General features: G+C 45.4%; 20 protein-coding genes. 10 read left to right on the plus strand and 10 right to left on the minus strand.

Annotation, left to right across the window (positions count from 1 at the left end; genetic code table 11):
* Positions 1-9: 9 nt before the first annotated feature.
* The 5 genes from R7127_RS07435 (at position 10) to R7127_RS07455 (ending at position 8,063) form a co-directional block, all read left to right on the plus strand.
* The gene (locus R7127_RS07435; protein ID WP_206971219.1) at positions 10-1,728 is read left to right on the plus strand and encodes an efflux RND transporter periplasmic adaptor subunit; all 1,719 of its coding nucleotides are present in this window, start codon (positions 10-12) and stop codon (positions 1,726-1,728) included.
* 2 nt (positions 1,729-1,730) lie between these two features.
* Entirely contained in the window at positions 1,731-4,910 is a 3,180-nt protein-coding gene (locus tag R7127_RS07440; protein ID WP_318142076.1) for an efflux RND transporter permease subunit, read from the plus strand.
* A gap of 76 nt (positions 4,911-4,986) precedes the next feature.
* Positions 4,987-5,553 (plus strand): copper-resistant cuproprotein CopI, encoded by a 567-nt coding sequence (gene copI / locus R7127_RS07445; RefSeq protein WP_064376773.1) that lies wholly within the window; start codon positions 4,987-4,989, stop codon positions 5,551-5,553.
* Positions 5,554-5,879: 326 nt separating this feature from the next.
* The gene (locus tag R7127_RS07450; protein ID WP_005375420.1) at positions 5,880-6,731 is read left to right on the plus strand and encodes a carbenicillin-hydrolyzing class A beta-lactamase CARB-42; all 852 of its coding nucleotides are present in this window, start codon (positions 5,880-5,882) and stop codon (positions 6,729-6,731) included.
* A 282-nt stretch (positions 6,732-7,013) separates the two neighbouring features.
* Positions 7,014-8,063: a sensor domain-containing diguanylate cyclase gene (locus R7127_RS07455; RefSeq protein ID WP_064376772.1), complete on the plus strand. Its 1,050-nt coding sequence runs from the start codon at positions 7,014-7,016 to the stop codon at positions 8,061-8,063.
* Between the two features lie 112 nt (positions 8,064-8,175).
* On the opposite strand, the gene R7127_RS07460 is transcribed toward R7127_RS07455, so the two are convergent.
* The gene (locus R7127_RS07460; RefSeq protein ID WP_005375418.1) at positions 8,176-8,328 is read right to left on the minus strand and encodes a hypothetical protein; all 153 of its coding nucleotides are present in this window, start codon (positions 8,326-8,328) and stop codon (positions 8,176-8,178) included.
* Positions 8,329-8,574: 246 nt separating this feature from the next.
* Between R7127_RS07460 and speG the strand changes: the two genes are divergently transcribed.
* Positions 8,575-9,114: a spermidine N1-acetyltransferase gene (gene speG, locus R7127_RS07465; RefSeq protein ID WP_005375417.1), complete on the plus strand. Its 540-nt coding sequence runs from the start codon at positions 8,575-8,577 to the stop codon at positions 9,112-9,114.
* 47 nt (positions 9,115-9,161) lie between these two features.
* Here speG and R7127_RS07470 read toward each other — a convergent pair whose 3' ends face one another.
* The 7 genes from R7127_RS07470 to R7127_RS07500 form a co-directional block, all read right to left on the minus strand.
* Complete coding sequence (locus R7127_RS07470) at positions 9,162-9,959, minus strand: hypothetical protein (RefSeq protein WP_017821522.1); 798 nt, start codon at positions 9,957-9,959, stop codon at positions 9,162-9,164.
* A gap of 176 nt (positions 9,960-10,135) precedes the next feature.
* Positions 10,136-11,221, minus strand: a complete 1,086-nt coding sequence (locus tag R7127_RS07475) for an OmpP1/FadL family transporter (protein ID WP_064376771.1) — start codon at positions 11,219-11,221, stop codon at positions 10,136-10,138.
* 117 nt (positions 11,222-11,338) lie between these two features.
* Positions 11,339-14,479 (minus strand): efflux RND transporter permease subunit VmeQ, encoded by a 3,141-nt coding sequence (vmeQ, locus tag R7127_RS07480; RefSeq protein ID WP_005459706.1) that lies wholly within the window; start codon positions 14,477-14,479, stop codon positions 11,339-11,341.
* Between the two features lie 10 nt (positions 14,480-14,489).
* Complete coding sequence (gene vmeP, locus R7127_RS07485; RefSeq protein ID WP_318148309.1) at positions 14,490-15,632, minus strand: efflux RND transporter periplasmic adaptor subunit VmeP; 1,143 nt, start codon at positions 15,630-15,632, stop codon at positions 14,490-14,492.
* Between the two features lie 90 nt (positions 15,633-15,722).
* Positions 15,723-16,514, minus strand: coding sequence for a hypothetical protein (locus R7127_RS07490; protein WP_047101690.1), 792 nt, complete (start codon positions 16,512-16,514; stop codon positions 15,723-15,725).
* 528 nt (positions 16,515-17,042) lie between these two features.
* The gene (locus tag R7127_RS07495) at positions 17,043-19,202 is read right to left on the minus strand and encodes a prolyl oligopeptidase family serine peptidase (RefSeq protein WP_047101691.1); all 2,160 of its coding nucleotides are present in this window, start codon (positions 19,200-19,202) and stop codon (positions 17,043-17,045) included.
* 206 nt (positions 19,203-19,408) lie between these two features.
* Positions 19,409-20,980: an ATP-binding cassette domain-containing protein gene (locus tag R7127_RS07500; protein ID WP_172563896.1), complete on the minus strand. Its 1,572-nt coding sequence runs from the start codon at positions 20,978-20,980 to the stop codon at positions 19,409-19,411.
* Positions 20,981-21,425: 445 nt separating this feature from the next.
* Between R7127_RS07500 and R7127_RS07505 the strand changes: the two genes are divergently transcribed.
* The 3 genes from R7127_RS07505 (at position 21,426) to R7127_RS07515 (ending at position 24,596) form a co-directional block, all read left to right on the plus strand.
* Positions 21,426-21,851: a universal stress protein gene (locus tag R7127_RS07505; RefSeq protein ID WP_005375398.1), complete on the plus strand. Its 426-nt coding sequence runs from the start codon at positions 21,426-21,428 to the stop codon at positions 21,849-21,851.
* 166 nt (positions 21,852-22,017) lie between these two features.
* Complete coding sequence (locus R7127_RS07510) at positions 22,018-22,635, plus strand: NAD(P)H-dependent oxidoreductase (RefSeq protein ID WP_005375391.1); 618 nt, start codon at positions 22,018-22,020, stop codon at positions 22,633-22,635.
* The gene (locus tag R7127_RS07515) at positions 22,632-24,596 is read left to right on the plus strand and encodes a monovalent cation:proton antiporter-2 (CPA2) family protein (RefSeq protein WP_005385095.1); all 1,965 of its coding nucleotides are present in this window, start codon (positions 22,632-22,634) and stop codon (positions 24,594-24,596) included. The genes R7127_RS07510 and R7127_RS07515 overlap by 4 nt, the downstream gene beginning before the upstream one ends.
* 92 nt (positions 24,597-24,688) lie before the next feature.
* On the opposite strand, the gene R7127_RS07520 is transcribed toward R7127_RS07515, so the two are convergent.
* Positions 24,689-24,982, minus strand: a complete 294-nt coding sequence (locus R7127_RS07520; protein ID WP_005375389.1) for a hypothetical protein — start codon at positions 24,980-24,982, stop codon at positions 24,689-24,691.
* A 245-nt stretch (positions 24,983-25,227) separates the two neighbouring features.
* On the opposite strand from R7127_RS07520, the gene R7127_RS07525 reads away from it, so the two are divergent.
* Positions 25,228-25,521 carry an ArsR/SmtB family transcription factor gene (locus tag R7127_RS07525; protein WP_047101698.1) on the plus strand — a complete coding sequence of 98 codons (294 nt, stop codon included), beginning with the start codon at positions 25,228-25,230 and terminating at the stop codon, positions 25,519-25,521.
* A 108-nt stretch (positions 25,522-25,629) separates the two neighbouring features.
* Here R7127_RS07525 and R7127_RS07530 read toward each other — a convergent pair whose 3' ends face one another.
* On the minus strand, positions 25,630-26,979 hold the full coding sequence (locus R7127_RS07530) for an alpha-amylase family protein (protein ID WP_047101701.1): 1,350 nt from the start codon (positions 26,977-26,979) through the stop codon (positions 25,630-25,632).
* Positions 26,980-26,989 lie beyond the last annotated feature (10 nt).

Consider the following 26,989-nt stretch of genomic DNA (forward strand, 5'->3'; position numbering starts at 1 on the left):
GGTAAAACAATGAAAACATTTAAGATTGCAACCATCGCGCTGATTGTTGGTGGTGCTTTAGGGTTTGGTGCTAATCATTTTCTTACGGGCTCGGCTCACGACATGAGTGCGATGGGTGGCGAATCTGCTGCAAGCTCTAATGATCCCCTTTACTGGGTTGCCCCAATGGATCCGAATTACAAACGCGACAAGCCGGGTAAGTCCCCAATGGGCATGGATTTGATTCCGGTTTACGCAGAAGACCTATCCGGTGAACAAGACGCACCGGGTACAGTGACTATTGACCCTTCAGTAGAAAACAACCTCGGGGTTAAAACCGCAAACGCGACACTACAACAGCTATCACCACGCATCGAAACGGTTGGCTATATTGCCTTTGATGAAAGTCTGTTATGGCAAACCAACGTTCGTGTGGCGGGTTGGGTAGAAAAACTCTACATCAATGCCGTGGGTGAGAAAGTGAAGAAAGGCGATGTGCTGTTCACGCTCTACTCTCCAGAACTGGTTAAAGCACAAGAAGAATTGCTGAATGCGTACCGCACTGGCCGCAAAGGTCTTGTAAAAGGGGCAACCGAACGCTTGGTAACGCTTGGTGTTGACCGCGCTCAAATCAAATCCATTACTCGTAGTGGTAAAGCATCGCAAACCATTGAAATCAAAGCACCTGCTGATGGCGTTATCGCGAGCTTAAACGTACGTGAAGGTGGCTATTTGTCCCCTGCTCAAGCGGTGATCAGTGCAGGACCTTTGGACAATGTTTGGGTTGATGCTGAAGTCTTTGAGCGTCAAGCACACTGGATGAAAGCGGGTTCTCAAGCCACGATGACCCTTGATGCGATTCCGGGCAATGAATGGCAAGGTGTTGTCGATTACGTGTACCCAATCCTCGATCCGAAAACACGTACGTTGCGCGTGCGTCTTAAATTCCCTAATCCAGATGGCGCATTGAAGCCAAACATGTTCGCCAATATTGCCCTGCAGCCTGTCACTGACGACGCAGTGTTAACGATTCCTAAATCATCTGTTATCCGCTCCGGCGGTATGACTCGCGTTGTTCTGGCTGAGGGGGAAGGCAAATACCGCTCAGCTCGAATTGAAGTTGGCCGTGAGGCTGGCGAACAAATCGAAGTATTACAAGGGCTTAAGCAAGGCGACAAGATCGTTACTTCATCTCACTTCATGCTCGACTCTGAATCAAGCCAGTCGGCGGATCTGTCTCGCATCAATGGTGTAGAAGCAGCGGCAGAAACAGCATGGGCCAAAGGTGAGGTCACAGACGTAATGAAAGATCACCGCATGCTGACCATCAACCACCAGCCTGTACCAGAATGGGATTGGCCGGGCATGGTAATGAACTTCACTTTCGCAGATGGCGTTGAGATGGGTGACTTGAAAAAAGGTCAGGCTATCGAATTTGAAATGCAAAAGACGGAGTCCGGTCAGTACCAAATCATCGACTACAAGGCAGACAACAGCGTCATTGCCGCAGAGGTTTGGCTAACTGGTGACATTAGCATGCTGATGACTGATTTTGGCATGATCACCTTAAACCACCTACCGGTTGCAGAATGGAACTGGGATGCAGGCGAGATGAACTTCTCTGTGGGTGAAGACGTTGATCTATCGGGTTTTGAAGAAGGACAGAAAGTTCGGTTTCTAGTTGAAAAACAAGGATCTGACTACGTTCTTAAACAGCTAGTTCCTGCAACAACAGCCGTCGAGGGTTAATTATGATCAATGCTATTATTCGTTGGTCACTGAGCAACCGATTCCTAGTGTTGGTCGCGACCTTAGCCCTTGTATTAGGCGGACTTTACAGTGTAAAGAATACGCCTGTTGATGCGATTCCGGATCTTTCTGATGTGCAAGTGATCATCAAGACAAGCTATCCGGGTCAAGCTCCTCAAGTCGTTGAGGATCAAGTTACTTACCCACTCACCACCGCCATGCTTGCCGTGCCGGGTGCTGAGACAGTTCGTGGCTACTCCTTCTTTGGTGACTCTTACGTTTATATCATTTTCAACGATGATACCGACATGTACTGGGCACGTTCACGCGTGTTGGAGTACTTAAGCCAAGTAGCACCAAAGTTACCACCAAACGCAAAACCAACCCTAGGTCCTGATGCAACGGGCGTGGGCTGGGTTTACAGCTACGTATTACAAGACAAAACCGGCAAGCATGATTTGGCGGATCTCCGCAGCCTGCAAGACTGGTTCTTGAAGTACGAATTGCAAACCGTTGATGGCGTTTCTGAAGTCGCGACCGTGGGCGGTATGGTGAAGCAGTATCAAGTGCAGATTGATCCTGCCAAACTGCGTGCTTACAACCTCACTCTGCAACAAGTGAACATGGCAATCCAAAACGGCAACCAAGAAACCGGCGCGTCCGTTATCGAAGTGGCCGAAGCGGAACACATGGTTCGTACCACGGGTTACCTAACCAGCATTGAAGACATTAAATCACTGCCTCTCAAAGTCACTGAGAAAGGCATACCGTTGCTATTAGGTGATATCGCAGACATTAACCTTGGTCCACAAATGCGCCGTGGTATCTCAGAGCTGAATGGCGAAGGTGAAGCGGTCGGTGGCGTTATCGTGATGCGCTTTGGTGAGAACGCCAGTGAAGTGATTGCGAAAGTCAAAAACAAACTCGCAGACCTACAACGCAGCCTGCCAGAAGGCGTGGAAATTATTGCTACCTACGACCGCTCTACCCTTATCGATTCAGCGGTAGAAAACCTATGGAAGAAGCTTGCAGAAGAGTTCATCGTCGTTGCGATTGTGTGTGCGTTGTTCCTGTTCCACATTCGTTCTTCGTTGGTTATCGCTCTGAGCCTACCAGTTGGCATTCTCACTGCGTTTATCGTGATGCATTGGCAAGGCATCAACGCCAACATCATGTCCTTGGGTGGTATTGCGATAGCCATCGGAGCCATGGTAGATGGTGCGATCGTGATGATTGAAAACGTTCACAAGCACATTGAACGAACGCCACTGACCGATAAAAACCGCTGGCAAGTGATTGGCAAAGCCGCAGAAGAGGTTGGCGCACCGCTGTTCTTCTCGTTGCTGATCATTACTCTTAGCTTCGTACCAGTGTTCGCCTTGGAAGGCCAAGAAGGCAAGATGTTCTCGCCGCTTGCGTTCACTAAGACGTACGCCATGGCAGCGGCAGCAGGTTTGGCAATCACGCTCGTGCCTGTACTTATGGGCTACTTCATTCGCGGTAAGGTGTTACCGGAACATAAAAACCCGGTTAACCGTGGCTTGGTCGCATTGTACCGTCCGCTGTTGAACACCAGCTTAAAATACCCTAAGACCATGATTGTTATCGCATTAGGTCTAATGGCATCGGCTTACTACCCTACCAGTAAACTGGGTAGCGAGTTCATCCCGCCACTGGATGAAGGCGACTTGATGTACATGCCAACGACCTACCCAGGTATCTCGATTGGTAAAGCACGCGAGCTTCTACAACAAACCAACAAGCTGATCAAAACCGTTCCAGAAGTGAAAACCGTATGGGGCAAAATTGGGCGAGCTGAGACCGCAACCGATCCAGCGCCACTCACCATGATTGAAACCGTGATTCAGTTGAAGCCACGCGATCAATGGCGTGAAGGCGTAACAACCGAGTCACTGCGCAAAGAGTTCGACAAGCTGGTTCAGTTCCCTGGTCTTACTAACGCTTGGGTAATGCCGATCAAAACGCGTATCGACATGCTGGCAACGGGCATCAAAACCCCTATCGGCATTAAGATCGCCGGACCCGATCTGAAAGTGATTGAGAAGATTGGCTCTCAGTTGGAGCCAATTCTTAATGGCGTACAAGGCACGGCATCGGTTTATGCGGAACGTGTAGCAGGTGGTCGTTATGTCACGATCGACATTAAACGTCGTGCCGCAGCGCGTTATGGCCTGAGCATCAAAGACGTTCAGCAAGTGATCTCTACTGCGGTGGGCGGCATGAATGTGGGTGAAACCATTGAAGGCTTGGAGCGTTACCCAATCAACGTTCGTTACCCACAAGACTACCGTGACTCGGTAGTAAAACTGCAAAACCTGCCGTTAGTGACTCCAAATGGCGCTCGTATCGCACTGGCTGATGTCGCGGACATTCGTTATGAAGACGGCCCTCCAATGATCAAGACAGAGAACGCACGCCCGAACGGCTGGGTGTTTGTCGACATCGATGGTCGTGACCTTGGCTCTTACGTCGTAGAAGCACAACAGGTTGTTGCTGATCAATTGGAACTTCCTGCGGGTTACTCGCTGGCTTGGTCTGGTCAATACGAATACATGGAACGTGCGAAAGATCGCTTGAGTGTCGTGGTACCAATCACCATCGCCATCATTATGCTACTGCTTTACTTCAGCTTCCGTCGTGTCGGCGAAGTAATGATCATCATGCTTACGCTACCACTCGCTATGGTCGGTGGTTTGTGGCTCATGCATATCCTCAACTACAACTTCTCGATTGCCGTCGGGGTCGGCTTTATTGCCCTAGCAGGCGTCGCGGTTGAAATTGGGGTCATCATGCTCGTCTACCTCAACCAAGCATGGCACTACAAAAAGCTGGATGCGGAAGAGAGCCAACAGAAGCTTGAGACGAAAGACCTAACCGATGCCATTCGTGAAGGTGCAGGCCTGCGTGTTCGCCCAGTAATGATGACGGTACTGACGGTCATTATTGGTCTGATTCCGATCATGTACGGCGAAGGTACAGGATCAGAAGTAATGCAACGTATCGCCGCACCAATGATTGGTGGTATGGCATCGGCACTGCTGCTGACGCTGTTGGTGCTTCCAGCCATCTTCAAGCTGTGGAAACAACGTGAGTTGCGTCATAGCAATGCGACTAATCACCAAGCTAGCACACAAGCTAGTGATGTAAACAACAAGGCTTAACCCCTACCTTCCTCTCAAACATGCCGTTTGAGGGGAAGCAACCAAGTTAATAATGAATTAAAACAAGGATATAAAAATGAAAAAGACACTAATCACTCTTGCTCTAGCCCTAACAACAACGACTGCGTTTGCCCAAGTGGATCATTCAAACATGGACCACGCGAACATGGATCATAGCAACATGAAGCATGAAAATATGGACCACGGCAGCATGAAGATGGACCACAGTAAAATGGACCATTCAAACATGATGGATATGCCGGGCATGTCGGCAGTTGGTATGCCAGCAAAAGGGGCAAAGCCAGACAAGGTGGTACACGTTATCTTGGGTGATGACATGACCATCAAGTTCAAAAAAGACGTTAAAATTGAGCCAAACGATGTGGTGCAATTTGTGGTCATGAACACCGGTAAGATCAACCACGAGTTTACGATTGGTTCGGCTAAAGAGCAGCTAGAACATCGCGAAATGATGAAGACAATGAGCGGCGATCACATGCATGACTCAGGCAACGCAGTTACGGTAGAACCAGGTAAAGCGAAGCAATTACTGTGGCACTTCCACGGTGACAACAAGGTTGAGTTCGCGTGCAACATTCCGGGCCATGCAGAATCGGGCATGGTTAAAAAGATTGAACTGTAAGTAATTATCCAACTAGACAAAGGAGCTGATGATTCAGCTCCTTTTATTTCTCTGGATCAAACTATTCGTTAGCTCATGATAAGAAATTCTGAGCCAGTGTCTCACGCTAAGATATTTTTATGACCGAATCACCGACGTAATATATAAGCCAAACTACGGGCCTTGATAGCAACACTCTTCTCCTCATATTGAGACCGTATTAGCGTATTGCAAAGAATCCTACATAAAATAGACATAGATTTAACAGTGTTTAGAGTATTGGCTCGTTATAGTTTACGTGACATCGCTACGGTGCGAACTAAAACTAAAATTGAAGAACACGATCCATGAAAAAGTTATTTTTGTTGGCTGGGCTAATGGTTTGCTCAACCCTAAGTTACGCGTCCCAACTGAATGAGGACATTTCTCTCCTCGAGCAACAAACCTCAAGCAGAATTGGGGTGTCAGTTTGGGATACCCAAGCAGACGAGCGTTGGGACTACCGTGGCGATGAACGCTTCCCACTCATGAGCACATTCAAAACCCTAGCTTGTGCCAAAATGCTAAGTGATATGGACAGCGGTAAGCTAAGTAAGAATGCGACCGCAAAAGTCGATGAGCGCAGTATCGTTGTATGGTCTCCAGTGATGGATAAGCTCGCAGGCCAAAACACACGCATAGAGCACGCGTGTGAAGCCGCTATGTTAATGAGTGATAATACTGCAGCCAACTTGGTATTAAATGAAATTGGCGGCCCTAAAGCCGTAACAATGTTTCTGCGAACAATTGGAGATAAAGCAACGCGCCTAGACAGAATAGAACCTCGCTTGAACGAAGCCACACCAGGCGACAGCCGCGACACAACCACACCTAACGCCATACTAAACACTCTTCGAACTTTGGTCGAAGGCGAAACGTTGTCTTATGAGTCTCGTGTACAATTAAAAATCTGGATGCAGGACAACAAAGTTTCAGACTCGTTAATGCGTTCTGTATTACCAACAGGTTGGTCTATTGCAGACCGTTCTGGTGCGGGTGGTCATGGTTCGCGTGGCATTAACGCGATTATATGGAAGGAAAATCATCGACCTGTTTACATTAGTATTTATGTCACAGAAACCGAGCTCTCACTTCAAGCTAGGGACCAACTCGTTGCGCAGATAAGTCAGTTGATTTTACAAAAGTACAAAGACAATTAAGTCACCACTCACCTGACCCTATTTGTATCCTTTTCTAGCCCTTCTCTTCCAGAAGGGCTCATTCTGTACTTCCATCTTAAAAACACCACTTATTGAGTAATGACTTACTTATAAATAGGTATAAGATTTACTTATTTAGGGTAAGTTAACGCTCACATTAAGCAACCAAATGCACACAAACGGCGATAATTAAACCATACTCTTACCAAGAAGCACATTTTCTACAAAATAGCTTCACGTAATTTATTGTTGGTATTTGCAACATTGCCAAGGAGATGTCTATTGAGACTTGAAAGAACTTTTAACCCTGATGACTTATCGATGCAAAACATGGAAAGTCCGATATGTATGCCGATAGGGTTTGTTCACTTTTTAGCTCAATCGGAAACACTACAGCAAGTACTTGATACGGTGGCAGAATGGATAAATCGTATATTTAATTCTGACCGTGCGAGTATCACACTTTATGAAAACAATGATCATCTAAAGGTCTACTCTTTCTCTGGTAGTAAAGCGATTCCCGCTGAATTTTTAGTGCCCATTCATCAAGCGTTTGTTGGCCGAGTGTTCAAAAAGCAACAACTGATGATCTGCGATGATGTTACGCAATCTGATGAGATCGATTGTATGATGCTCGCATCCAATGGTATGGGTACGTGTATGGACGCGCCTTTAATGCACGGTAAAGTCTGCCTAGGAACGCTTAATGTTGCGCATCATCAAACGCACATTTACACAAACGAACAAGCGGCACAGCTTCAGTGCATCGCTAATTGGATTGCTTTAAACATTGCCCTTCATATACAGATTATGAAGATGGAGCACCTCGCCACGACGGATGATCTAACAGGTATTCCAAACCGCAGAGAGTTCATGCAACAAATCGAAAGCCGCCTAAATGAATACCGAACCCAGGGCATTGACTTCCATGTTGCTATTTTAGATCTCGACAATTTTAAAAGCCTCAATGACCGATTTGGTCATGACGCAGGCGATAAATCACTGATCCATGCAGTTAATACTATTAAAAGTCATCTACTTGATTGTGACTTACTTGCCAGAGTTGGCGGTGAAGAGTTTGCCATCGTATTAAGAAGTCGCTCATCACAGCAAGCTCTAGACACATTAGAAACGATTCGTAATGCACTAGAAACGACGACCGTTCAACATTCAGGTTGTGATATGAGCTTCACCGCGAGTATTGGGGTAACTCAAGTCTGTCGTCTCGACGACTCATTTGAACCATTAGTTAAACGCGCCGACTTAGCACTTTACAAGGCAAAAGAAACTGGAAGAAATCGCGTTGAGTTTCATATTGGTGAAGAAAGGTAGAAAAAATAAAAAAAGGTAGCGACTCATTGCGCTACCTTTTATCGATTCTAACCCGCTTAAAATAACTAATACGAACTTTAAGCCAGTTAAAAATAAGAATGAGCAAATTTAATTATGCTTTCTTAAGATCTTTAGCTGGGTAAGTTAGTGTTTTTTCGCCTGCTTTTACATGTGTGTAAAAACCGCCACTGCTTAAACCTGTAACAACCATTTCGCCAAGATCGATACCTTTAGTCGCTACTACTACGTCACCGATTGAAAACATATTGAATACCTTGTTTGTTTAGATTAAGACACTAAGTCGTTGCGCGGTATTTAATACGATATTAGGCAAAGCACCTAATCGAGTTTTTTATCGTAAAGATTAATTTATATTTGTCGTGAACTCTAAGTTTCCACATTGAAAATCACAGGATATTTTCCAAAAAAAGATGCGCTATTCTTGTGAAATACGGTAATATTTTCTAGCATCAAGTGCGGAGGTATTCTCCGCCCTCATTGGAGAAAAATGATGAAGAAAGGCCTAAAAATGCGTGCATTAGAGCGTTCTGATTTGCGCTTTATTCATGAACTGAATAACAACCGAAATATCATGGCCTACTGGTTCGAAGAACCTTACGAGTCTTATGACGAGCTCGAAGAACTTTATCGAAAACATATACATGATGACGCTGAAAGGCGTTTTGTCGTCGAAGATGAAGACGGCATCGTAATTGGCTTAGTTGAGCTGATCGAGATTAACTACATTCACCGCAGCGCGGAATTTCAGATAATCATCGCCCCAGAGCATCAAGGCCGAGGTTATGCGACAGAGATGATTAATCGTGCGTTAGATTACTCATTCTCAATTCTTAATCTACGTAAAATCTACTTATTAGTCGCAGTGGATAACGAAGTCGCTATTCACTTATACAAAAAGTGCGGCTTTATCGAAGAAGGTCACCTTGTAGAAGAATACTTTATTAACGGCGCTTACAGCGATGTTAAGCGCATGTATATATTAAAACACCAGTACCAGAAAAAGATCGAAGAAAACAACTCAATTCACTAGTTCATTCTATCAAAGTAAAAACGCAGCTATTTGGGCTGCGTTTTTATTTATTCAAATTGATATTGATATGATAACACGATGCGCTTGTCTGCTTCATCCAAATAGGTGTTGTTGTCCATGACAAACGTCATTACGTTAAAAGAGTGGCGTTTGCTCACGAGGTAACCAAGACCAATACCACCAAAGAAGCCTTTGTAGTTCTCTCCTTCACTGTTTTCTGAGCCGTAAGTGCCTGCTGCGAAGCTGATTAACGTCAGCTCTTTGGTAAACAATTTCAGCGCAAATGCACCAACGTAACCGCTACTGCCTGAAGAGCTCATCATGTTGAAGCCATTCTCTGCACTTGGCGTCCCCGTAAAGTTAGGCTCGCTACAGAGACTACTTTCTGCACCGTCACAAACAGGAACATCACCAGTGTTGTACGTATAGCCTGCCATTGGGAAAATTTGGAAGCCTGCTGGCTCAATCCCGAAATAACTTAGCGGCATAAAGGTACCAACGCTGTAGTTGGTTTGATCCGCGCCGTTTACGTATTCATTTTTACCGAAGTTGAAGTTCACGATACCGACCGGAAACAACCACGAGCCACCAATACGCCACTCGCTCGCATCATCATTGATACGCAGGTTAATTTTGCGCGCTTGGTCAAGCGCAAGTGAGCCCGAGAATGAGATGTTTTGATCATCAAAATCGTAGTTGTTTGCGTACGACGCGCCAAATTTCGTGATGACTTTTGTTGGGTCATCCGCCAACTTGTTTTTATTGTCTTTTACTCGATGCTCGGCACCATGAGCCAGCGTACTAACCAACAAAGTCGTACACACTAACGCTAGTTTATTTTTCATTTTTTAGTCCTTTGAGATGTTGAATACCCGCACTTAGCTGCGCAGATACTTTTTGAATCATCACTCACTGGATGTGACAGAAGCGCCCTAACTACCTTAGATGGTGTGACAGCATCCAGTGCAGGTAGTTAGGGTAGAATGGCCTGTAAGGAAGGCGTTTTAGCGATTAGGAATGATTAGTTTTTCCAGTTGTAGCTCATGCTCATGAAGTACAGCGCAGGCTCATCAAAACCAGCTTGTAAGCGTGGCGTTTTTGAAGACTCCATCAAGACCGCTTCAAACGCGAAACCAATTGAGTTTTCTGAATCCAATTTGTAATCAATGCCTGTACCAATGCGGTACGCCTTGCCAGTAGGAACGGTAATGTCACCGTTTGATTGACTTTCATACATGCTGGTATCGAATGCAAAACCTGCATTCCACATCATTTTTTCATTCAGTTTGTACTGAGTACCCAATGCGATTTGGTAAGTGTCTTGTGTCTCTACGTTCAGCGTGGTTGTGTATTCGCTCCAGTCTTGCCAGTTCACGTTCCACATCACCGCTAGGTCATCATTCACTTCGTGGTAAGCACTGAAGATCAGTTGTTGCGGAGCAATGGAGTTACTATTGTCGAATTCAAATTCGGTTTCAGAAGAGTAAGACAGACCAAGACGCGTGCCTGGTGTTGCTTCATAAAGCACACCTACTCGGCCGTTGAGCTGAGTATCTTGGTCTTCGTCATTGAAGTTCAAGGCTCCCTTCGTTTCCACTTCATACATACCGTACTGAATGCCAAGCGCCGCACCCACAGACCAGTGATCATTGATGCGGTAAGAAGCGGAAGGTTGAATGGTCAACGCTTGTATCGTTGCTGTAGGAATATCTAAATGATTATCCAAAAGACCTTCGTACTCTAGGCCAAGACCGTAGTTGCCATACAGACCAATACCCAGCGTCCATTTGTCGTTCACTTGTTGGCTGTAAAATGCCGACGCCATAGGAACAAAACCAATCACGTTGCCCGCATCGCCAGTCATCGTGTCTAGTTGCGCGTCACCGTAAAGGCCAATCAGGTTACCAGAGAAAGATTTACCAGAAACATTCGCCAGACCAGCCGGGTTTGCTGCCATTACTGAGGCATCTTGCGCACGAGCCGCCATACCAGCGGATGCCAAACCAATATCCGATGCTGTTGTTTCGTAAAGGTATAACCCACCCGCTTGCGCAGCAGCACAAGTCAGTAGAGAACTCGCTACGACGATTTTTGAAAGATTTTTCATGTTAAAACCTATTATTGTTTGGGGGAACCCACGCTGCGACGGTGGTTGTATATCAATGAAAGGCATTGGCCAATCGCACACAGCGTGGGGGTGTTGTGGAGTCAGTTGAAATCAGCGTTATTGCTCGCTCACCTCAAGTTCAGTGGGTTTCTTTCGCTTAAACTTCTCGCGCAGAGATTGCATCATCACGAAGAACACCGGCGTCAGCAACGTGCCTACAAACGTAGAGAGAATCATGCCGCCGAATACCGCAAAGCCTAGTGAGTGACGAGATGCCGCACCGGCACCCGATGCAATCACCAACGGGAATACCCCCCAGATGAAGGCGAACGCAGTCATCTGTACTGCACGGAAACGGATTCGAGCAGCTTCTTTGGCAGCATCAATGATGGATAAGCCCTTTTCTTCTCGCAGAACTTTGGCAAATTCCACGATAAGAATCGCCACTTTGGCGGACATACCAATCAAGATGACCACACCAATCTGCACGTACAAATCGAACGGTTGCCCCACCAGCAGTAGCGTGCCCATTGCGCCGAGAATAGCGACTGGAACCGCCATCATTACCGCAGCAGGAATAGTCCAACTTTCGTACTGAGCCACCAAGAACAAGTAGGTGAACAGCAAAGACAATGCGAACGCGATTGGCGCCATGTTGCCTGCTTTCATCTCTTGGTAAGTCATGCCTGACCACTCGTACGAGTAACCACTTGGCAAAGATTCCGCAGCCAGTTTTTCAATGGCTTTTACAACATCACCCGAGCTGTAACCTGGCGCTGGCGCACCGTTCACGGTTGCAGAACTGAACATGTTGTAGTTCGACAAGGTATCAGGGCCGAAGATCGGCTTCACTTTCACTAGCGTCGCCAGTGACACCATTTTTCCAGAGCTAGAACGAACAAACAGATGGTCGATGTCGTCGATGTTGTCACGATATTGCTCTTCTGCTTGCACTTTCACTTGGTACGAACGACCAAACAAGTTGAAGTCAGAAATGTAGGCACCGCCCAACTGCGCTTGCAGTGTGCTGAAGATTTCATTCAACGGTACGCCCATCGAAATCGCTTTATCGCGGTCAATATCGATGTAACGTTGCGGAATGTTCGCACGGAAAATCGAGAACGCACGCGCCACTTCAGGCAGTTGATTGATTTGGGCAACAAAATCAGCGGTTGTTTTTGCCAACTCTTGTGGAGAACGGCCCAAGTTGTCTTGCAGCACAAGGTTGAAACCATCCACCGCCCCCATGCCTTTGATTGCCGGCGTCGCGAAAACGAACGAAGCGGCATCTGGCGTTGAGTTCAGCATTTGGTTAACTTTGTTCATCAACGCACGTTGGTGTAGCTCAGGGTCTTTACGTTTGCTCCAGTTATCCAGTTTGATGATCAACATGCCCGAGTTTGGAATCGACGCCATGTTAATTACCGAGAAGCCCGCAACCGAAACCACGTTCTCCACACCTTCCATCTGTTTTAGCTCATCAACGTACTTCTTCATTAATGGTGCAGTACGCTGCAATGCTGCTGCGTCTGGCAAACGCATTTCGACCATGAACACGCCTTTATCTTCGTTCGGTACGAAAGAAGAAGGTACGGTCATGAACGCAAATGCCAGCACCGCAATAAGCGCGCCATAAACACCGATACTCAGCACAATACGACGGCTCAAGAAGCCAACTAAACCTTGGTATTTGCGCGTTATTGCTTCAAAACCTCGGTTAAACGCACGCAAAGGCGCAATAGGTTGCGAGTGAGTAGATTTCAACATCAACGCACAAAGCGCTGGCGTTAACGTCAATGCGTTGATCGCAGAGATCAGCACCGATACACAGATGGTGACCGCGAACTGGTTGAACATTCGACCAGAAATACCCGGCAATAGCGCAACCGGTACGAATACCGCCAACAAAATAAGCGTTGTTGCCAATACTGGCCCCGTCACTTCTTTCATAGCTTGGATAGTGGCCGGAATCGGGTCTAAATGCTCTTCATGAATAACCCGCTCCACGTTCTCTACCACGATGATCGCATCGTCCACCACGATACCGATGGCGAGGATCAAGCCAAACAACGAGATCGTGTTAATGGTCATGCCCATCACGCCCATGATTGCGAAAGTCGCAATGATGGAAACCGGAATCGCTAAGGTTGGAATAATGGTCGCTCGCCAGTTCTGCAAGAAAACGTACACAACGAAGGTGACAAGAAGTACCGCAATCACCAGCGTCTCATACACTTCATCAATCGATGTCTCTACGTATTCGGTAGAGTCATACGCGATGTCATAGACCAAATCATCTGGGAACGATTTCTCGTACTCTTTCATGGCCTCTTTCACGCGTTCCATCACGTCTAGCGCGTTCGCGGTCGGCAACTGGTACAAGGCCAGAACGGCGGCTGGTTCGTTATTCATACGACCATCAGCTTCGTAACCTTGTGCGCCAACTTCGACACGAGCCACATCTTTCAAGCGAATCAAAGAACCTTTCTTGCTCGCACGAATGATGATGTTCTCGAACTCTTCCGCAGAAGTGAGGCGGCCTTTGGTTTGCAAAACATATTGATATTGCTGGTCACCCGGAGCTGGCATACCACCGATCTTACCCGCCGCCACTTGGATGTTTTGCGTTTTAATTGCGCCAATAACATCGCTAGCAGAAAGCTTCAAGGTAGCCAGTTTATTTGGGTTCAACCAAATACGCATTGAGTAGTCTTTCTTACCCAGCAGCGTAATGTCACTCATACCTTCGATACGTTTTAGACGCTCAACGATATTGAGATCCGCGTAGTTAGAAAGGTAGATACTGTCGTAAGACTGTTTCGGAGAACGCAGTGTGATAACGCCCAGCATGTCGGAAGATTTCTTCTTAACCGTCACACCGATTTGGTTTACTTCTTGTGGTAGAGACGACGTCGCCTGTGCCACCAAGTTGTTCACACGAACCTGCGCCATATCGCCATCTGCGCCCACTCGGAAGTAAATACGCAATGTGTATGAGCCATCGTTACCAATCACAGAAGACATGTAAATCATGTCTTCAACGCCGTTGACTTTGGCTTCTATCGGTTGTGCTACGGTCTTTTTAACCACGTCCGCATTTGCACCCGGATACATGGTGCTCACCGTAATTACCGTTGGAGAGATTTGAGGATACTCAGAAATTGGCAAGACTTTCAGGGCGATCATACCCATCAATGTCATCGCCAGTGAGATCACCAAAGCAAATTTCGGCCGGTGAATGAAAAATTTACTTAACATCAGTACTCACTCAGCCTTGTTCACTCTGTAGCTCAACGTCTTTCACCGTTGCACTCGGACGCACTTTTTGTAGACCATGGACGATGACTTTTTCGTTAGCCGCCAAACCAGTCAGCACAGCACGTTTCACACCGTAGGTCTGACCGAGTTCAACGTTACGACGAGACACCACGTGATCATCACCAACCACCATGACGTAGTCACCCGCTTGGTCTTGTTGAACAGCCGCCGATGGGATAAGCAAACCATCAATGGTTTTGTTGCGCAGCTTGATGGTCAAGTTGCCATATTCACCCGGCATAAGCGCGTAAGTTGGATTATCGAATTGTGCTTCTGCTCGAATTGAGCCTGTTTCTAAATCGATCTTATTGCCAACGGCGTAGATCTTGCCTTCAAGCGGGTACAATGAACCGTCTGAAAGCGTCAGTGTTAAATCAACATCCAGTTTGTCATCGTTACGATGAGCCACATCAATGGCACTTCTTACTCGGCGGTAGAGCTTCTCATCCACATCAAAGCCAAAGCGAATTGGGTCTACTTGAGTGATCGAAACAAGAGGAACGATTTGAATTTTCGAAATACGGTCACCCACTCGGAAGTTGCTGAAACCCACGCGGCCAGAGAAAGGAGCGCGCACAGAGCTAAATTCAAGATCGAGCCTTGCTGAAACCAGCGTCGCTTTCGCCTCTTCTACCGAAGCAATCGCTGCGGCGTGCGCTGCAATGGCGTCATCGTATTGCTGCTCACTGATGCTTTTATCTTTGATGAGTTTCTTCACACGTTCTGCATCACGCGTAGTTTGAACGAGTTGTGCTTTTGCTTTTTGCAACGACGCTTTTGCATACGCCAGTGCCGCTTTGTAAGGACGGTCGTCGATTTCAAACAACAATTGGCCTTTTTCGACCATATAGCCATCTTTAAAATGAATCGCGGTTAATTCGCCACCGACTCGCGGCATAATATCAACGTCATTTACCGCTTCAGTTCGACCGATAAAAGTATGATAAGGAGTGATTTTTGTTTCGGTTAGGGTAACGGTTTCAACAGAGGGTGCTTGGGCTGTTTTCGTTGCGATATCGCCAGTTTTGCATCCTGATAGTAATGCAGAAGATATAGCAATAGATACCAACGCAAATTTATATTTGGCTTTCATGATAAACCTACTTTATTTAGAAAGTGCCCTAGCCTAAATATTTAAATATATGGATAAACACACTTTATATTCTGGAAATAAACGAGGGAGTTAGAATTGGTAGTTAAATTCGATACGGTGATCACCATCACAGAAATTAACGTGCTCATTCCAGTTTGCAAAGTAACGAATATTTGCGCGAGGATTAATTTGATAAGACAACGCAAACTCATGAGTCAAGATATTATCTTCACCCGCGTAATAAGTATCTTTATATTGACTAGACCCTGACAACGTATGCATATACATTGGGTTGTAGTTAATCCAGATTTTATCGGTTAATTCAATTTTTGAGTACATACCCACAACAGTGAAAGTACCTGGAATTTCATAACCTTTGTCATCACCACTAAAATCATTAGCAATAGTGACACCCGCACCAGCTAAAGGAAATAGCTGCAACATACCAAACTTAGGTAGACCTTGAATAAAGCTATAAGATGCATCTAATTTATCGTTATCAACGTCGTAGTTTACATCTAATTGACGGCCTAGACCTTTTGCGACTTCTACTTGGAAATTACGTAGTCGGAAAGAGTCAATGCTGTCATCAACGTTGGCATATATTGGATCGTCATTGTCGCGAATGCCAAATAGCTCACCACCAATGCCTTTCATTTCAATGATGTTCATCGCCATGGTACCAGGCTGGCTAGATTGGTAAGTTTGACCGATTTTGATGTTCGCGCCTTTATCAGTAATACCAAAGCCAGCTTGGGTGTATACCGCAAGTGGGTCAGACATATCTTGTAGTTCTTCGTTATTGTTTGTCTGCGCATAGGCAGAAGACGCGAGTTGTAGGGCTGCAACCATAATGGCAACAGACGGTTTCACTAAATTCATAAAACTGTATCCATTTTAATGATTATAAAATTATTCACGTCATGAGGTCATCATAAATAGCAAGCAACACAACTCGCTTTGGATAACATAAATTATCAAAGCAAATTCAATAATGACGAAACATTCGACGTTTTAATTAAAATAAAATAAAGCATCGTAAAAGTTCAATCACCGCTACTTATATCTTATATAACTTGAAATTTGGTAATACCAATGAAGAAGGAAATATTAAAACTTATGAAAATTCAATTATCATTAGAACAAATGATTAATTAATTTTACCATATAAATAGAGAGTGCAATGGATTTAGGTGATCGCGATCAATGTTTCATTTCGATCGTACAACACTCTTCAGATTAATTAGAACATTATAATAATTTAAAAAACCTTAGTTTGATTAGCCTAGCATCAGATTAGAATAGTAGGCCTATAATAAATAAAAAGGGAGTCACTCTCTGTGATTCCCTTTTATTATCGAGCGATAAAGCGCCGATGCGTTTCGATAACTAAAACGCAAACAATTCGCACTATTGCAGTTTCTCTATTCCCATATTGAACAGTGCAAAACTATAAATATCTGCATTTGTCTCAATTATTTTACGCGTTGGTGTGCCTGCACCATGTCCTGCATTGGTTTCGATGCGAATTAAGGTCGGATTTGAACCCGCTTGCTTCGATTGCAACTCAGCAGCAAATTTGTATGAGTGAGCAGGAACAACACGGTCATCATGATCACCCGTTGTAATCAATGTTGCTGGATATTCCACCCCCGCTTTTACATTGTGCACTGGCGAATAACCTTTCAGATATTGGAACATCTCTTTACTTTGCTCTGCCGTACCGTAGTCATACGCCCAACCAGCACCTGCGGTAAAAGTATGGTAACGCAGCATATCCAGTACGCCGACTGCTGGCAGCGCCACTTTAAATAGCTCTGGACGTTGCGTCATAACGGCCCCCACTAACAAGCCACCATTCGATCCACCGTTAATGGCTAACTTGTTTGATGACGTTACCTTTTCATCAATTAGGTATTCAGCCGCCGCAATAAAGTCATCAAACACATTTTGCTTTTGCATTTGAATGCCAGCGTTGTGCCATTCTTTGCCATATTCCCCACCACCACGAATGTTCGCTACCGCGTAAACACCACCAAGCTCTAACCAAGCCGCACGTGTCGGGCTAAAAGATGGCGTGAGGCTAATGTTGAAACCGCCATAACCATATAGGATGGTTGGTGCACTGCCGTCCATCAGTGTCCCTTTTTTATAGGTGATGATCATCGGCACTTTTGTTCCGTCTTTTGAGGTGTAAAACACCTGGCGAGATTCATACAAAACAGGGTCAAATGGCGCTTTAGATTTGTAGTACACCTCGCTATCACCATCTTTGATGTTCAGACGATAGGTAGTGCTTGGCATCTTGTAGTTGGTGAAAGAGTAGTAGACTTCGGTTTCTTCTTTTTTCCCCGAGAAACCGTATGCGCTGCCAATATCAGGCAATTTAATTTCTCGGATGAGTTTGCCGTTCATGTCGTATTGCTTCACCATCGAGATCGCATCAACAATATAGCTCGCAAACAAATTGCCACCCGCGGTAGAAACACGTAACACGTTCTTTGTTTCAGGAATCAAATCTTTCCAGTTTTTGGGCTGCGGCTGACTTGCATCCACCGTCACGACGCGTTTGTTCGGCGCATTAAGGTTCGTAACCAAGTACAGTTTCGTGCCTTGGTTGTCTATCACCCAAGTATCAGAACTGGTGTTATCTAAAATGGTTTTCAGCGGGCTATTTGGCTTACTCAGGTCTTTAAAGAACAGTTTGTTGCCCGACGTCGATACGCTGGCTGAGATAAACAAGTAGCGTTCATCTTCCGACGTGTAACCCCCAACGTAGCGATACTTTTCGTCCTTTACACCACCGAAAATTAATTGGTCTTCACTTTGTTTCGTCCCTAGTTTATGAAAGTAGAGCTTGTGTTGGTCTGTCTTCGCGGAAAGTTCACTCCCTTTTGGCTTGTCATAACTTGAGTAATAGAAGCCTTGATTGCCGAGCCAACTGATGCCACTGAACTTAATATCCACCAGCGTTTCACCGACGGGCTTTTTGGTTTCTGTGTCTAACACAATGACTTTGCGCCAATCGCTACCGCCTTCCGAAATGCTGTATGCAACCAAAGATCCATCTCGTGAAAAGCTCACTCCCGCTAACGATGTGGTGCCATCTTCACTAAAAGTATTTGGATCGAGGAAAATTTCTGCTTCACCATCACCTAGCTGCCGATAAAGCACGTCTTGGTTTTGTAACCCGTCATTTTTGTAGAAGTAAGTGAACTTACCCTCTTTGAACGGCTGGCTTTGTTTTTCGTAATCCATGAGCTTAGTAATGCGCTCTTCAATCTGCTCGCGGTAAGGGATTTTCGCCAGATAATCAAACGTCACTGCATTTTGCGCCTTCACCCATTCTGCGGTTTCTGGGCTGAGATCGTCTTCCAACCAGCGATAAGGATCACTCACTTTTGTACCAAAGTAGTCATCGACAATATCCACTTTTTGTGTGGTTGGATACGTGATGGCTTTCGGGCTTACCTGTTCAACCGACGATTGCGCCGCTTCATTGGCATGCGCCACAGACAACACACTTCCGAGTGCGAGAGCTGTTGTGAGTGCTAGGGTGTTCTTTTTCATGAAATTCCTTTTTATTTTTCTGTTGTCTTTTTGTGCAATACATCAGAACTCTACTATATATCGACAAAATGAATCTAATTTCATTAAACGAGTTGTGAAAGCCATCCTAACTCCCTCATTTCCTTCCAGTTCTACAAACTAGTAAGTGGAAGTGTAGAACTTGGGAACAATACTGAAGAGCCACGATGGCGTTTACTCTCTTTCGTCTAAGTCAGCTCGATTTGGCGCAAAACCCCAGACTCAGAAGCGAAATCTTGGTCGTGACTAATCAGAACAAATCCACCTTTGTATACATTTAACGCCTGACTAAGCATTATTTTTGACTCGAGGTCGAGATGGTTATCTGGTTCATCAAGCAGCAGCAAAGGCTGAGAATTTTGGTGGCTGACTATCAGCATCGCGAGCTTCATCTTCTCGCCACCGCTCAGTAGGCGCCCCAATCGAAACACTGCATCTCGACGAAAACCGATCCCGGCCAATAAGGTCCTCGCTTCACTTTCCGTCATCTCTTGGCAGCTCTCCATTACGTTCTCAAGTAACGAAAGATTTGGATTCACTGCACCAAAATGTTGGTCGAGATAATACAAAGGCGTATTCACTTGCAACTCACCACTCTGCAACGATAACTCGCCAAGCAACGTCTTTAACAAGGTTGATTTTCCGCAGCCATTTCTCCCTTTGAGATGGACTTTGTCGTTCGCAAAAATCTGCAACGTGATAGGCGTAGAATTCCCAAAAGGTAATATACCTTCTTGTATCGACAACACTTTTCGCGAACGGTTCGGATTATCTGTAAGATAAAGCTTTTGCGCCTTGAGTTGCTCATGTCGCGATTGCAACGCCTGTTCTTTGGCTTGTAAATGCGCTTGTCTGAGTTGCTCATTCTTATTGCGATTTGAAGCGCTGGCGGTCGCGCTATCCTTTTTTCCATCAAGCAAAATTTTGGGCTGACTGCCGTCTTTGCGCAGTTTGTTCCCTTGCGCGGCGCGTTGGTCTGCTTTTTCACGATTTTTCTGGGCTTGCTCGGCTAACCGTTTTTTCTGTTTATCGACTTGCGCTAACTGCCTCTCGACCGCTTGCAGTTCAGTGCGTTTTTTCTCGGCGTACACATCGTAATTTCCACCAAAAGCCTGTAAACCTAGGCCCGATAGCTCCCAAATTTCCTCCATCTCTCGCAGCAGCTCACGATCGTGACTGATGAGTAAAATCGCACCGCTGAAATGCGTCATAGACTCTATCAGCCATTGTTTCGCCTCGGTATCGAGGTGATTGGATGGCTCATCGAGAATCAAAAGATCCGTTTCGTTTTCAAATAACTGCCATAACTGCAAACGCGCCAACTGACCACCACTGAGCCGAGCACAAGAGAAATCAGGGTCTTGCGGCAAGCCCATCGCAGCAAGCTGCTGTTTGAGTTTCAGTTCAATATCCCACTGTTCGCCAACCAGTTCGAACCAATGCTCAGAAACATCACCTTGTTCAATCTGCTTCAAAGCATGTAAGACCGAGTCTGTTCCCAGAAACTGGGCGATCGATTGCTGACCTGAAAGCAAATCAGACGGCTGCTGGCGATACATCATGAAAGAAGAGGGAGAAGTCACAACACCGCTGGCAGGCTGAGTTTCGCCCGCCAAAATGGAAGCCAAAAGCGACTTACCGATGCCATTGCGCCCAACCAAACCAACACGTCGTTTAGTCATGGAACAAGAAATAGACTGGAATAGCGTCTCGCCATTATCAAACTGATGGCTAACATTAAAAGCTTGTAAAACTGGCATAATTTGCCTCCTGTATGACAGGGACAACAGCCGTAGCTATGATTTGAGATTGCAACAAAACGCGTGCACAAACGCATTAAGCTCTATGTAAAGCTCGACGATAAACGTCAAATCAAAAGGTCGTCTTGTTGCAAAGAAATATCGGAAAGTGAGCTACGCCTACTAACCCTGCAGATCCAAAAAATAAGTAAAAATATGGATGACAGGTTTAGTTCTTCATGTTGGCGTAATCTCCTAGAGAAATGATGCGCAGAGTGTAGCGGCTTTTTTGTTCAAAAAGCAAGCTTTCTAACCAAATGAGTACAAAGAGAAAGTTTCACAGCAAGTTGTTATATCGTATTAACTTTTTAACAAAACTTTGAACAATTTCGAGATCTTATCAACACAATTTTTGCCCAAGCCATACTATGCTTAGGGTAAAGATAATCCACATAAGGGCGTGGTTATGAAATACAAACATATCCTTGTTGCACTCGAACTGTCAGATGAAAGCACCGTGCTTATCGACAGAGCGGTATCAATGGCAAACTATCTCGACTCCGATATCTCCTTTATCCATATTGATGGTACGCACGGAGAAATCTATCGCGAGCTTGTAGACATTAAAGAGAACCCGGATCAAAGGCCGTTGAATGAGCATTCAATGGAATGTTTAAAAACATTTAGTGATTACATGGATTACCCACTTAAACATTTCTTCGTAGGTACTGGCGACTTGGCTGATAAATTAGAGGTCACCATTAAAGAGCAAGAAGTGGATCTTCTGATTTGTGGTCACCACCAAGATTTCTGGAGCAAGATTATTTCTTACTCCAGACACTTAATTAACAAGTCACCGGTGGATATTCTAGTCGTCCCTATTCATGATTAGTAAAACGTAACACTTCCCAAAACCACCAATTTATTTGGTGGTTTTTTATTGATATTGAAACAGCTTAAACAGTTTTCCAAACTAGCTTGGCGATCATTTATGAGTTACATTTTCTAACCAACCCGCGCTCCTACTGGGCATGGTTATTTAGATAGCAAGGATCCCTATGGCAAATAAAAAAGTACTCATTCTCTTTGCTCATCCTTCCCAGCATCGTTCAGAAGTGAATACTCCACTTTTCAAAGAAGCTCAAAAAATTGAAGGCGTGACATGTGTTGATCTCTATGGCGAATACCCTCGTTTCGATATTAATATCGACCGTGAGCAGCAACGCTTACGTGAGCATGACGTGGTGATTTTCCAGTTCCCACTATATTGGTATTCAACGCCTGCGATTTTAAAAGAGTGGCAAGATCTGGTTTTGGAATATGGCTTTGCTTACGGTACAGATGGCACAGCACTGCAAGGCAAGACCATGCTTTGTGTGCTGTCTGCAGGGGGCAAAGAAGAAGCTTATAAGGCAGAGGGCTACAACCACTTTACGATTCGTCAACTGCTTGCGCCCATTGAACAAATGTCCGCACTGACCGGCATGAACTACATTGCCCCTCTCGCGATGTTTGGCGCACGTACAGCAGATGAAGAAGGGCGAATCCCTCGTCATGTTGAGCGGTACAAGAGCCTGCTAACAGCTTTAGTCGAAGATAGGTTGGATGTTGAAGCTGCGGCGTCATTAATCAAGCTTAACAGCGCATTGCCAGAGCTCATTAAGGAGGCTTCATGACAGGAATATTCTTACAAGCCTTCATATATTTGATTGCTGCTGTAATTGCAGTCCCACTTGCTAAGCGTTTGGGACTTGGGTCCGTTTTAGGCTATCTCATCGCAGGTGTGGTCATTGGCCCAATTATCGGTTTAGTCGGTGAAGAAACAACAACAATCCAGCACTTTGCCGAGTTTGGCGTGGTGATGATGCTGTTTCTCGTTGGTTTAGAGCTCGAACCCAAAATGTTGTGGGCGATGCGCAATCGCTTAATGGGTTTAGGAGGTCTGCAAGTCGGCGGTACCGTCGCGGCGATTATGGGTATTGCCTTATACTTTGACCAGCCTTGGACCATAGCCTTAGCCATAGGTTTGATCTTCGCCCTCTCTTCTACTGCGATTGTTTTGCAAACTTTTAGCGAAAAAGGATTAACGAAGACGGAAGGTGGACAAAACGCTTTCTCCGTGTTGCTTTTTCAAGATATTGCAGTGATACCAATGTTGGCGTTCATTCCCCTATTGGCCTTACCTGAATTAATTGAACAGGCACAGTCCGCAGCACAAACAGCCGCAGCGCACCATGAAGAATTAAGCCTCGTTGCGGGGTTGCCAGGCTGGGCATACGGCATCGTAATCACAGCATCGATAGCAATCGTCGTCGTTGGTGGACACTTTTTAAGTCGACCTCTGCTCAATTATGTGGCTAGCTCTGGTTTGCGAGAAATCTTTACCGCAACTGCACTCATGCTTGTCATTGGTATCGCTGCACTGATGAGTTTAGTGGGCTTATCTCCTGCCTTAGGAACCTTCTTGGCTGGCGTTGTATTGGCGAACAGTGAATTCCGCCACGAGTTAGAATCCAATATCGAACCATTTAAAGGTCTATTGTTAGGTCTGTTCTTTATTACCGTTGGCGCAGGGATCAACTTCTCGGTCCTTTTTGGTGATTTCTGGTTGGTCATGGCATTGACCATTGGCGTGATGGTTTTGAAAGCCTTGGTGCTGTTTATTCTTGCACTGATATTTAGGGTGAAAGGCAGCAACCGCTGGCTGTTTACCCTAAGCTTGGCTCAAGCAGGTGAATTCGGCTTTGTGCTTCTAAGCTTTTCAGTGCAAAACCACGTCATCCCATTTGAACTTTCACAAACTCTTGCGTTAGTGGTTGCGATTTCGATGTTCCTGACACCAGGTTTGTTTATTCTGTTTGATAGAGTGATTCTGCCGCGCTTTGAAAGCCAGTCAAATGAACGCGAAAGCGATACGATTGAGGAAACAGGCACGGTGATCATCGCCGGCATCGGCCGCTTTGGACAAATAGTGAATCGCCTATTGGTATCAAACGGCGTGACTACCGTGGTACTTGACCATCAATCTGACCAAGTCGATAACATGCGCCAGATTGGCACTCGCGCCTATTTTGGCGACGCGACTCGACCAGATATGCTACATACAGCCGGCATTGAGCACGCCGCTGCGTTGGTTGTGGCGATTGATAACCAAGAATCGAGTGTAGAACTGGTGAAGTACGTTAAGCACACGTACCCAAAAGTAACAGTGATTGCACGTGCCTTTGACCGTGGACATGGCTATCTTTTGCGTCAAGCGGGGGCTGATATTATTGAATCAGAGACCTACCATTCTGCATTGGAGATGGGCGGTCACACAATGAAAGCCCTTGGCATTCACCCCTTCTTTGTTGAACAGCAGAAGGCGACATATAAGCGTGTTGAAGCACGTAAGTCAGAAATACTCTACAAAGCTTGGGAGGATGATTCTGAAGGTGAACGCTATGACAACAATTTCCGACAACTGTTTATTCAGTTAGAGGAGAAAATGGCGGAAGAGATGCAAAAAGATCGTCATGACAAACTATCGCGGTCAGAACGTGGTTGGACACCGCCACCTAAAGGTTACGCCGATGACTTTAATGAAGATAACGTCCAAGAGCTAACACCACCAAGAGAAGAGCCTATCCAACGATAACGCACTCCATATTAAAAACCTCCCGCTTGGGAGGTTTTTATTTTTTCAGTACAGAGCCACACGCCGTGCAGGATAAAATGATCTTCTCGATATTACATAAGATCATTCATTAAAATCTCATACTCTTCGTTTGCTTCTTCCACTAAATGAGAAAGCTCTAACGCATCAGTAACTGCAAGATTGAACTGCCACGGAGTTGTGTCTTCTTTACCACAGATTCGAGTTTCACACCCACGACTCTCAAAAGACAAATCATCAAACTCTGTGGTGTGGCGCTCTTGAAGTTCAACAATCTCAACTTCTAATTTACCGACAGGATTGACTTTAACGTGGGCATGTAACTCCGAACTGTTAGACAAACAATAATCTCTATGAACCGCAATCATGGCCGCCTCCTTGGTCTGCCAACTGACAACTCAACATTGAGTGTAGACGAGGGATTTTGAACGTGGCGTGAAATAATAATGAAGATTGATCTGTCTCATTAGAACAGACAACTGTTGTCATGAAGGCATGAGCCAGTATGAATCTCATCTGATTTAAATTGTTCTGAGATCGTAATAGTTGGCATTTACTGAGACTTTCCCTATTATCGAAACAAAATTACTGTGGTCATTCTTTAGAGGTCAGTATGGAGCTTGAAGCCGTTGCTAAAGCACTAAAAGAGTTAGGGCATCCGACTCGTTTAAGTATTTACAAAGAAGTCGTCAAAGCGGGATACAAAGGTATCGCGGTAGGCGGCGTACAAGAAAAGCTTGGCATTCCAGCATCCACTCTCTCTCATCATATCTCGAGCCTTGCTTCAGCTGGTCTTCTCACCCAGCGCCGAGAGGGTAGAACCCTTTTTTGTGTTGCAGAATATCAGTGCTTAGATGACGTAATTGTTTTTTTAAAAGCAGAATGTTGCGTTAACGAGTGCTCATAAATTTCTAGCAAAAACGAGAGAGTTTGAGTTTATATTGAATTTCAGCAGAACGTGAATGACGATGATAAACATACACACCGAAATTGCTAACCTCGGTGTGTACATCTTCTAGTTCGCGACGAGTAACATCGACGACTTAGATGGTACGATTAACTTACCGTCACTTGGAATGATTTGTTCTGTCATCAAATCAACCCAATCACCATCGATTTTTAATGTCAAAGACTGTTGACGCTGTGATTTATTAAGCACCACAATACCTTTGTCACCTCGCTTAAGTACGAGCATGTCATCGTTACCTTCAAGAACACTCATCGGCTCGCCATGCGTCATATTATGGAACTGGATCATTTTTGCCATTCTCGGATCGCTCCATGCACCCTGCCATCTTGGCTGACCATTTTTACCTTTAATACCGCTAGTGTTTAAGTCGGTATAAATCAACGGCACACCACCATCTCGGCCTAGAATATAGGCATAAGCTAACCATTCGTTTTCCTCGTCCATGATGAGCTCAAGAAAGACATCATTGTTAGGAATATCATGTGTGATAGCAAATGTAATCGCACGACCGGGGGACAGAGCCTGACCAAAACAATAGGGATCAATCAGAGACTTGAAGCTACCCTTTTTAGCAAACGCCTTAAACATGGTTGAGAACAAAGGGAAATCGTACGCACCTAGGCGAGTTTCCTGTAGATACGGCTCAAGAAACAGCTGATACTCTTCTTCCGTCGCACCGCCATCGGTAATAATTTCGCCAAATATGTGCACATCCCGCGTGATGTCGTCTGTCCAAACACGCTTAAGATGCTCTAACGTCATGTGTTTCGCAGCGTCAATACGAAAACCTTTCACACCAATAGCTTTCAGCGCCGTTAGGTACGCTCGCTGCTGTTCAACGACATGGTCACAAACACGAAGAGTTGGCAAGCCAGGGTCGGTTGGCCCACCTGTGATACGTCCGTTTTGAACCTGCCACTTATCTTTCCAGTCTTTGATGCCGAATGCTTCAACAAAGTCCTCTTCATCAAAAAGTGGTTGAGATAGATCGCCAAACAACGCTAGCGACTGATATTTCTGTTTGTTGTTCTGGTATTCCTCCAAGACCTCTTGTCTTGGGTACTGAAGGTCTCTGCGAAGGTGGGCCTCATTTGCCATATGGTTAAACACTACGTCGGCATAAACCCACACACCAACTTGCTCCAGTTCACGAACCATATGAATAAAATCTTTGGTATCACCCAAGGCATTATCGATAACACGATAATCCTGTGGTTGATAACGCTGCCACCAGCGCTCATCGTGTGCGCTTTTCATTGGTGGCGAAACCAACACAGAGCCATAACCAAGCTCGCGGATTTCTTTTGCTCGTTGGGCAATGTCAGCATACTTCCAATCAAACGCATGTAAGATAACGTTTGCACCGAATGATTGTGTTTCCTGTGAGCCACTCATGTTGTTCTCC

The sequence above is a fragment of the Vibrio sp. 1159 genome (genome assembly GCF_033340395.1).
Lineage (GTDB): Bacteria > Pseudomonadota > Gammaproteobacteria > Enterobacterales > Vibrionaceae > Vibrio > Vibrio alginolyticus.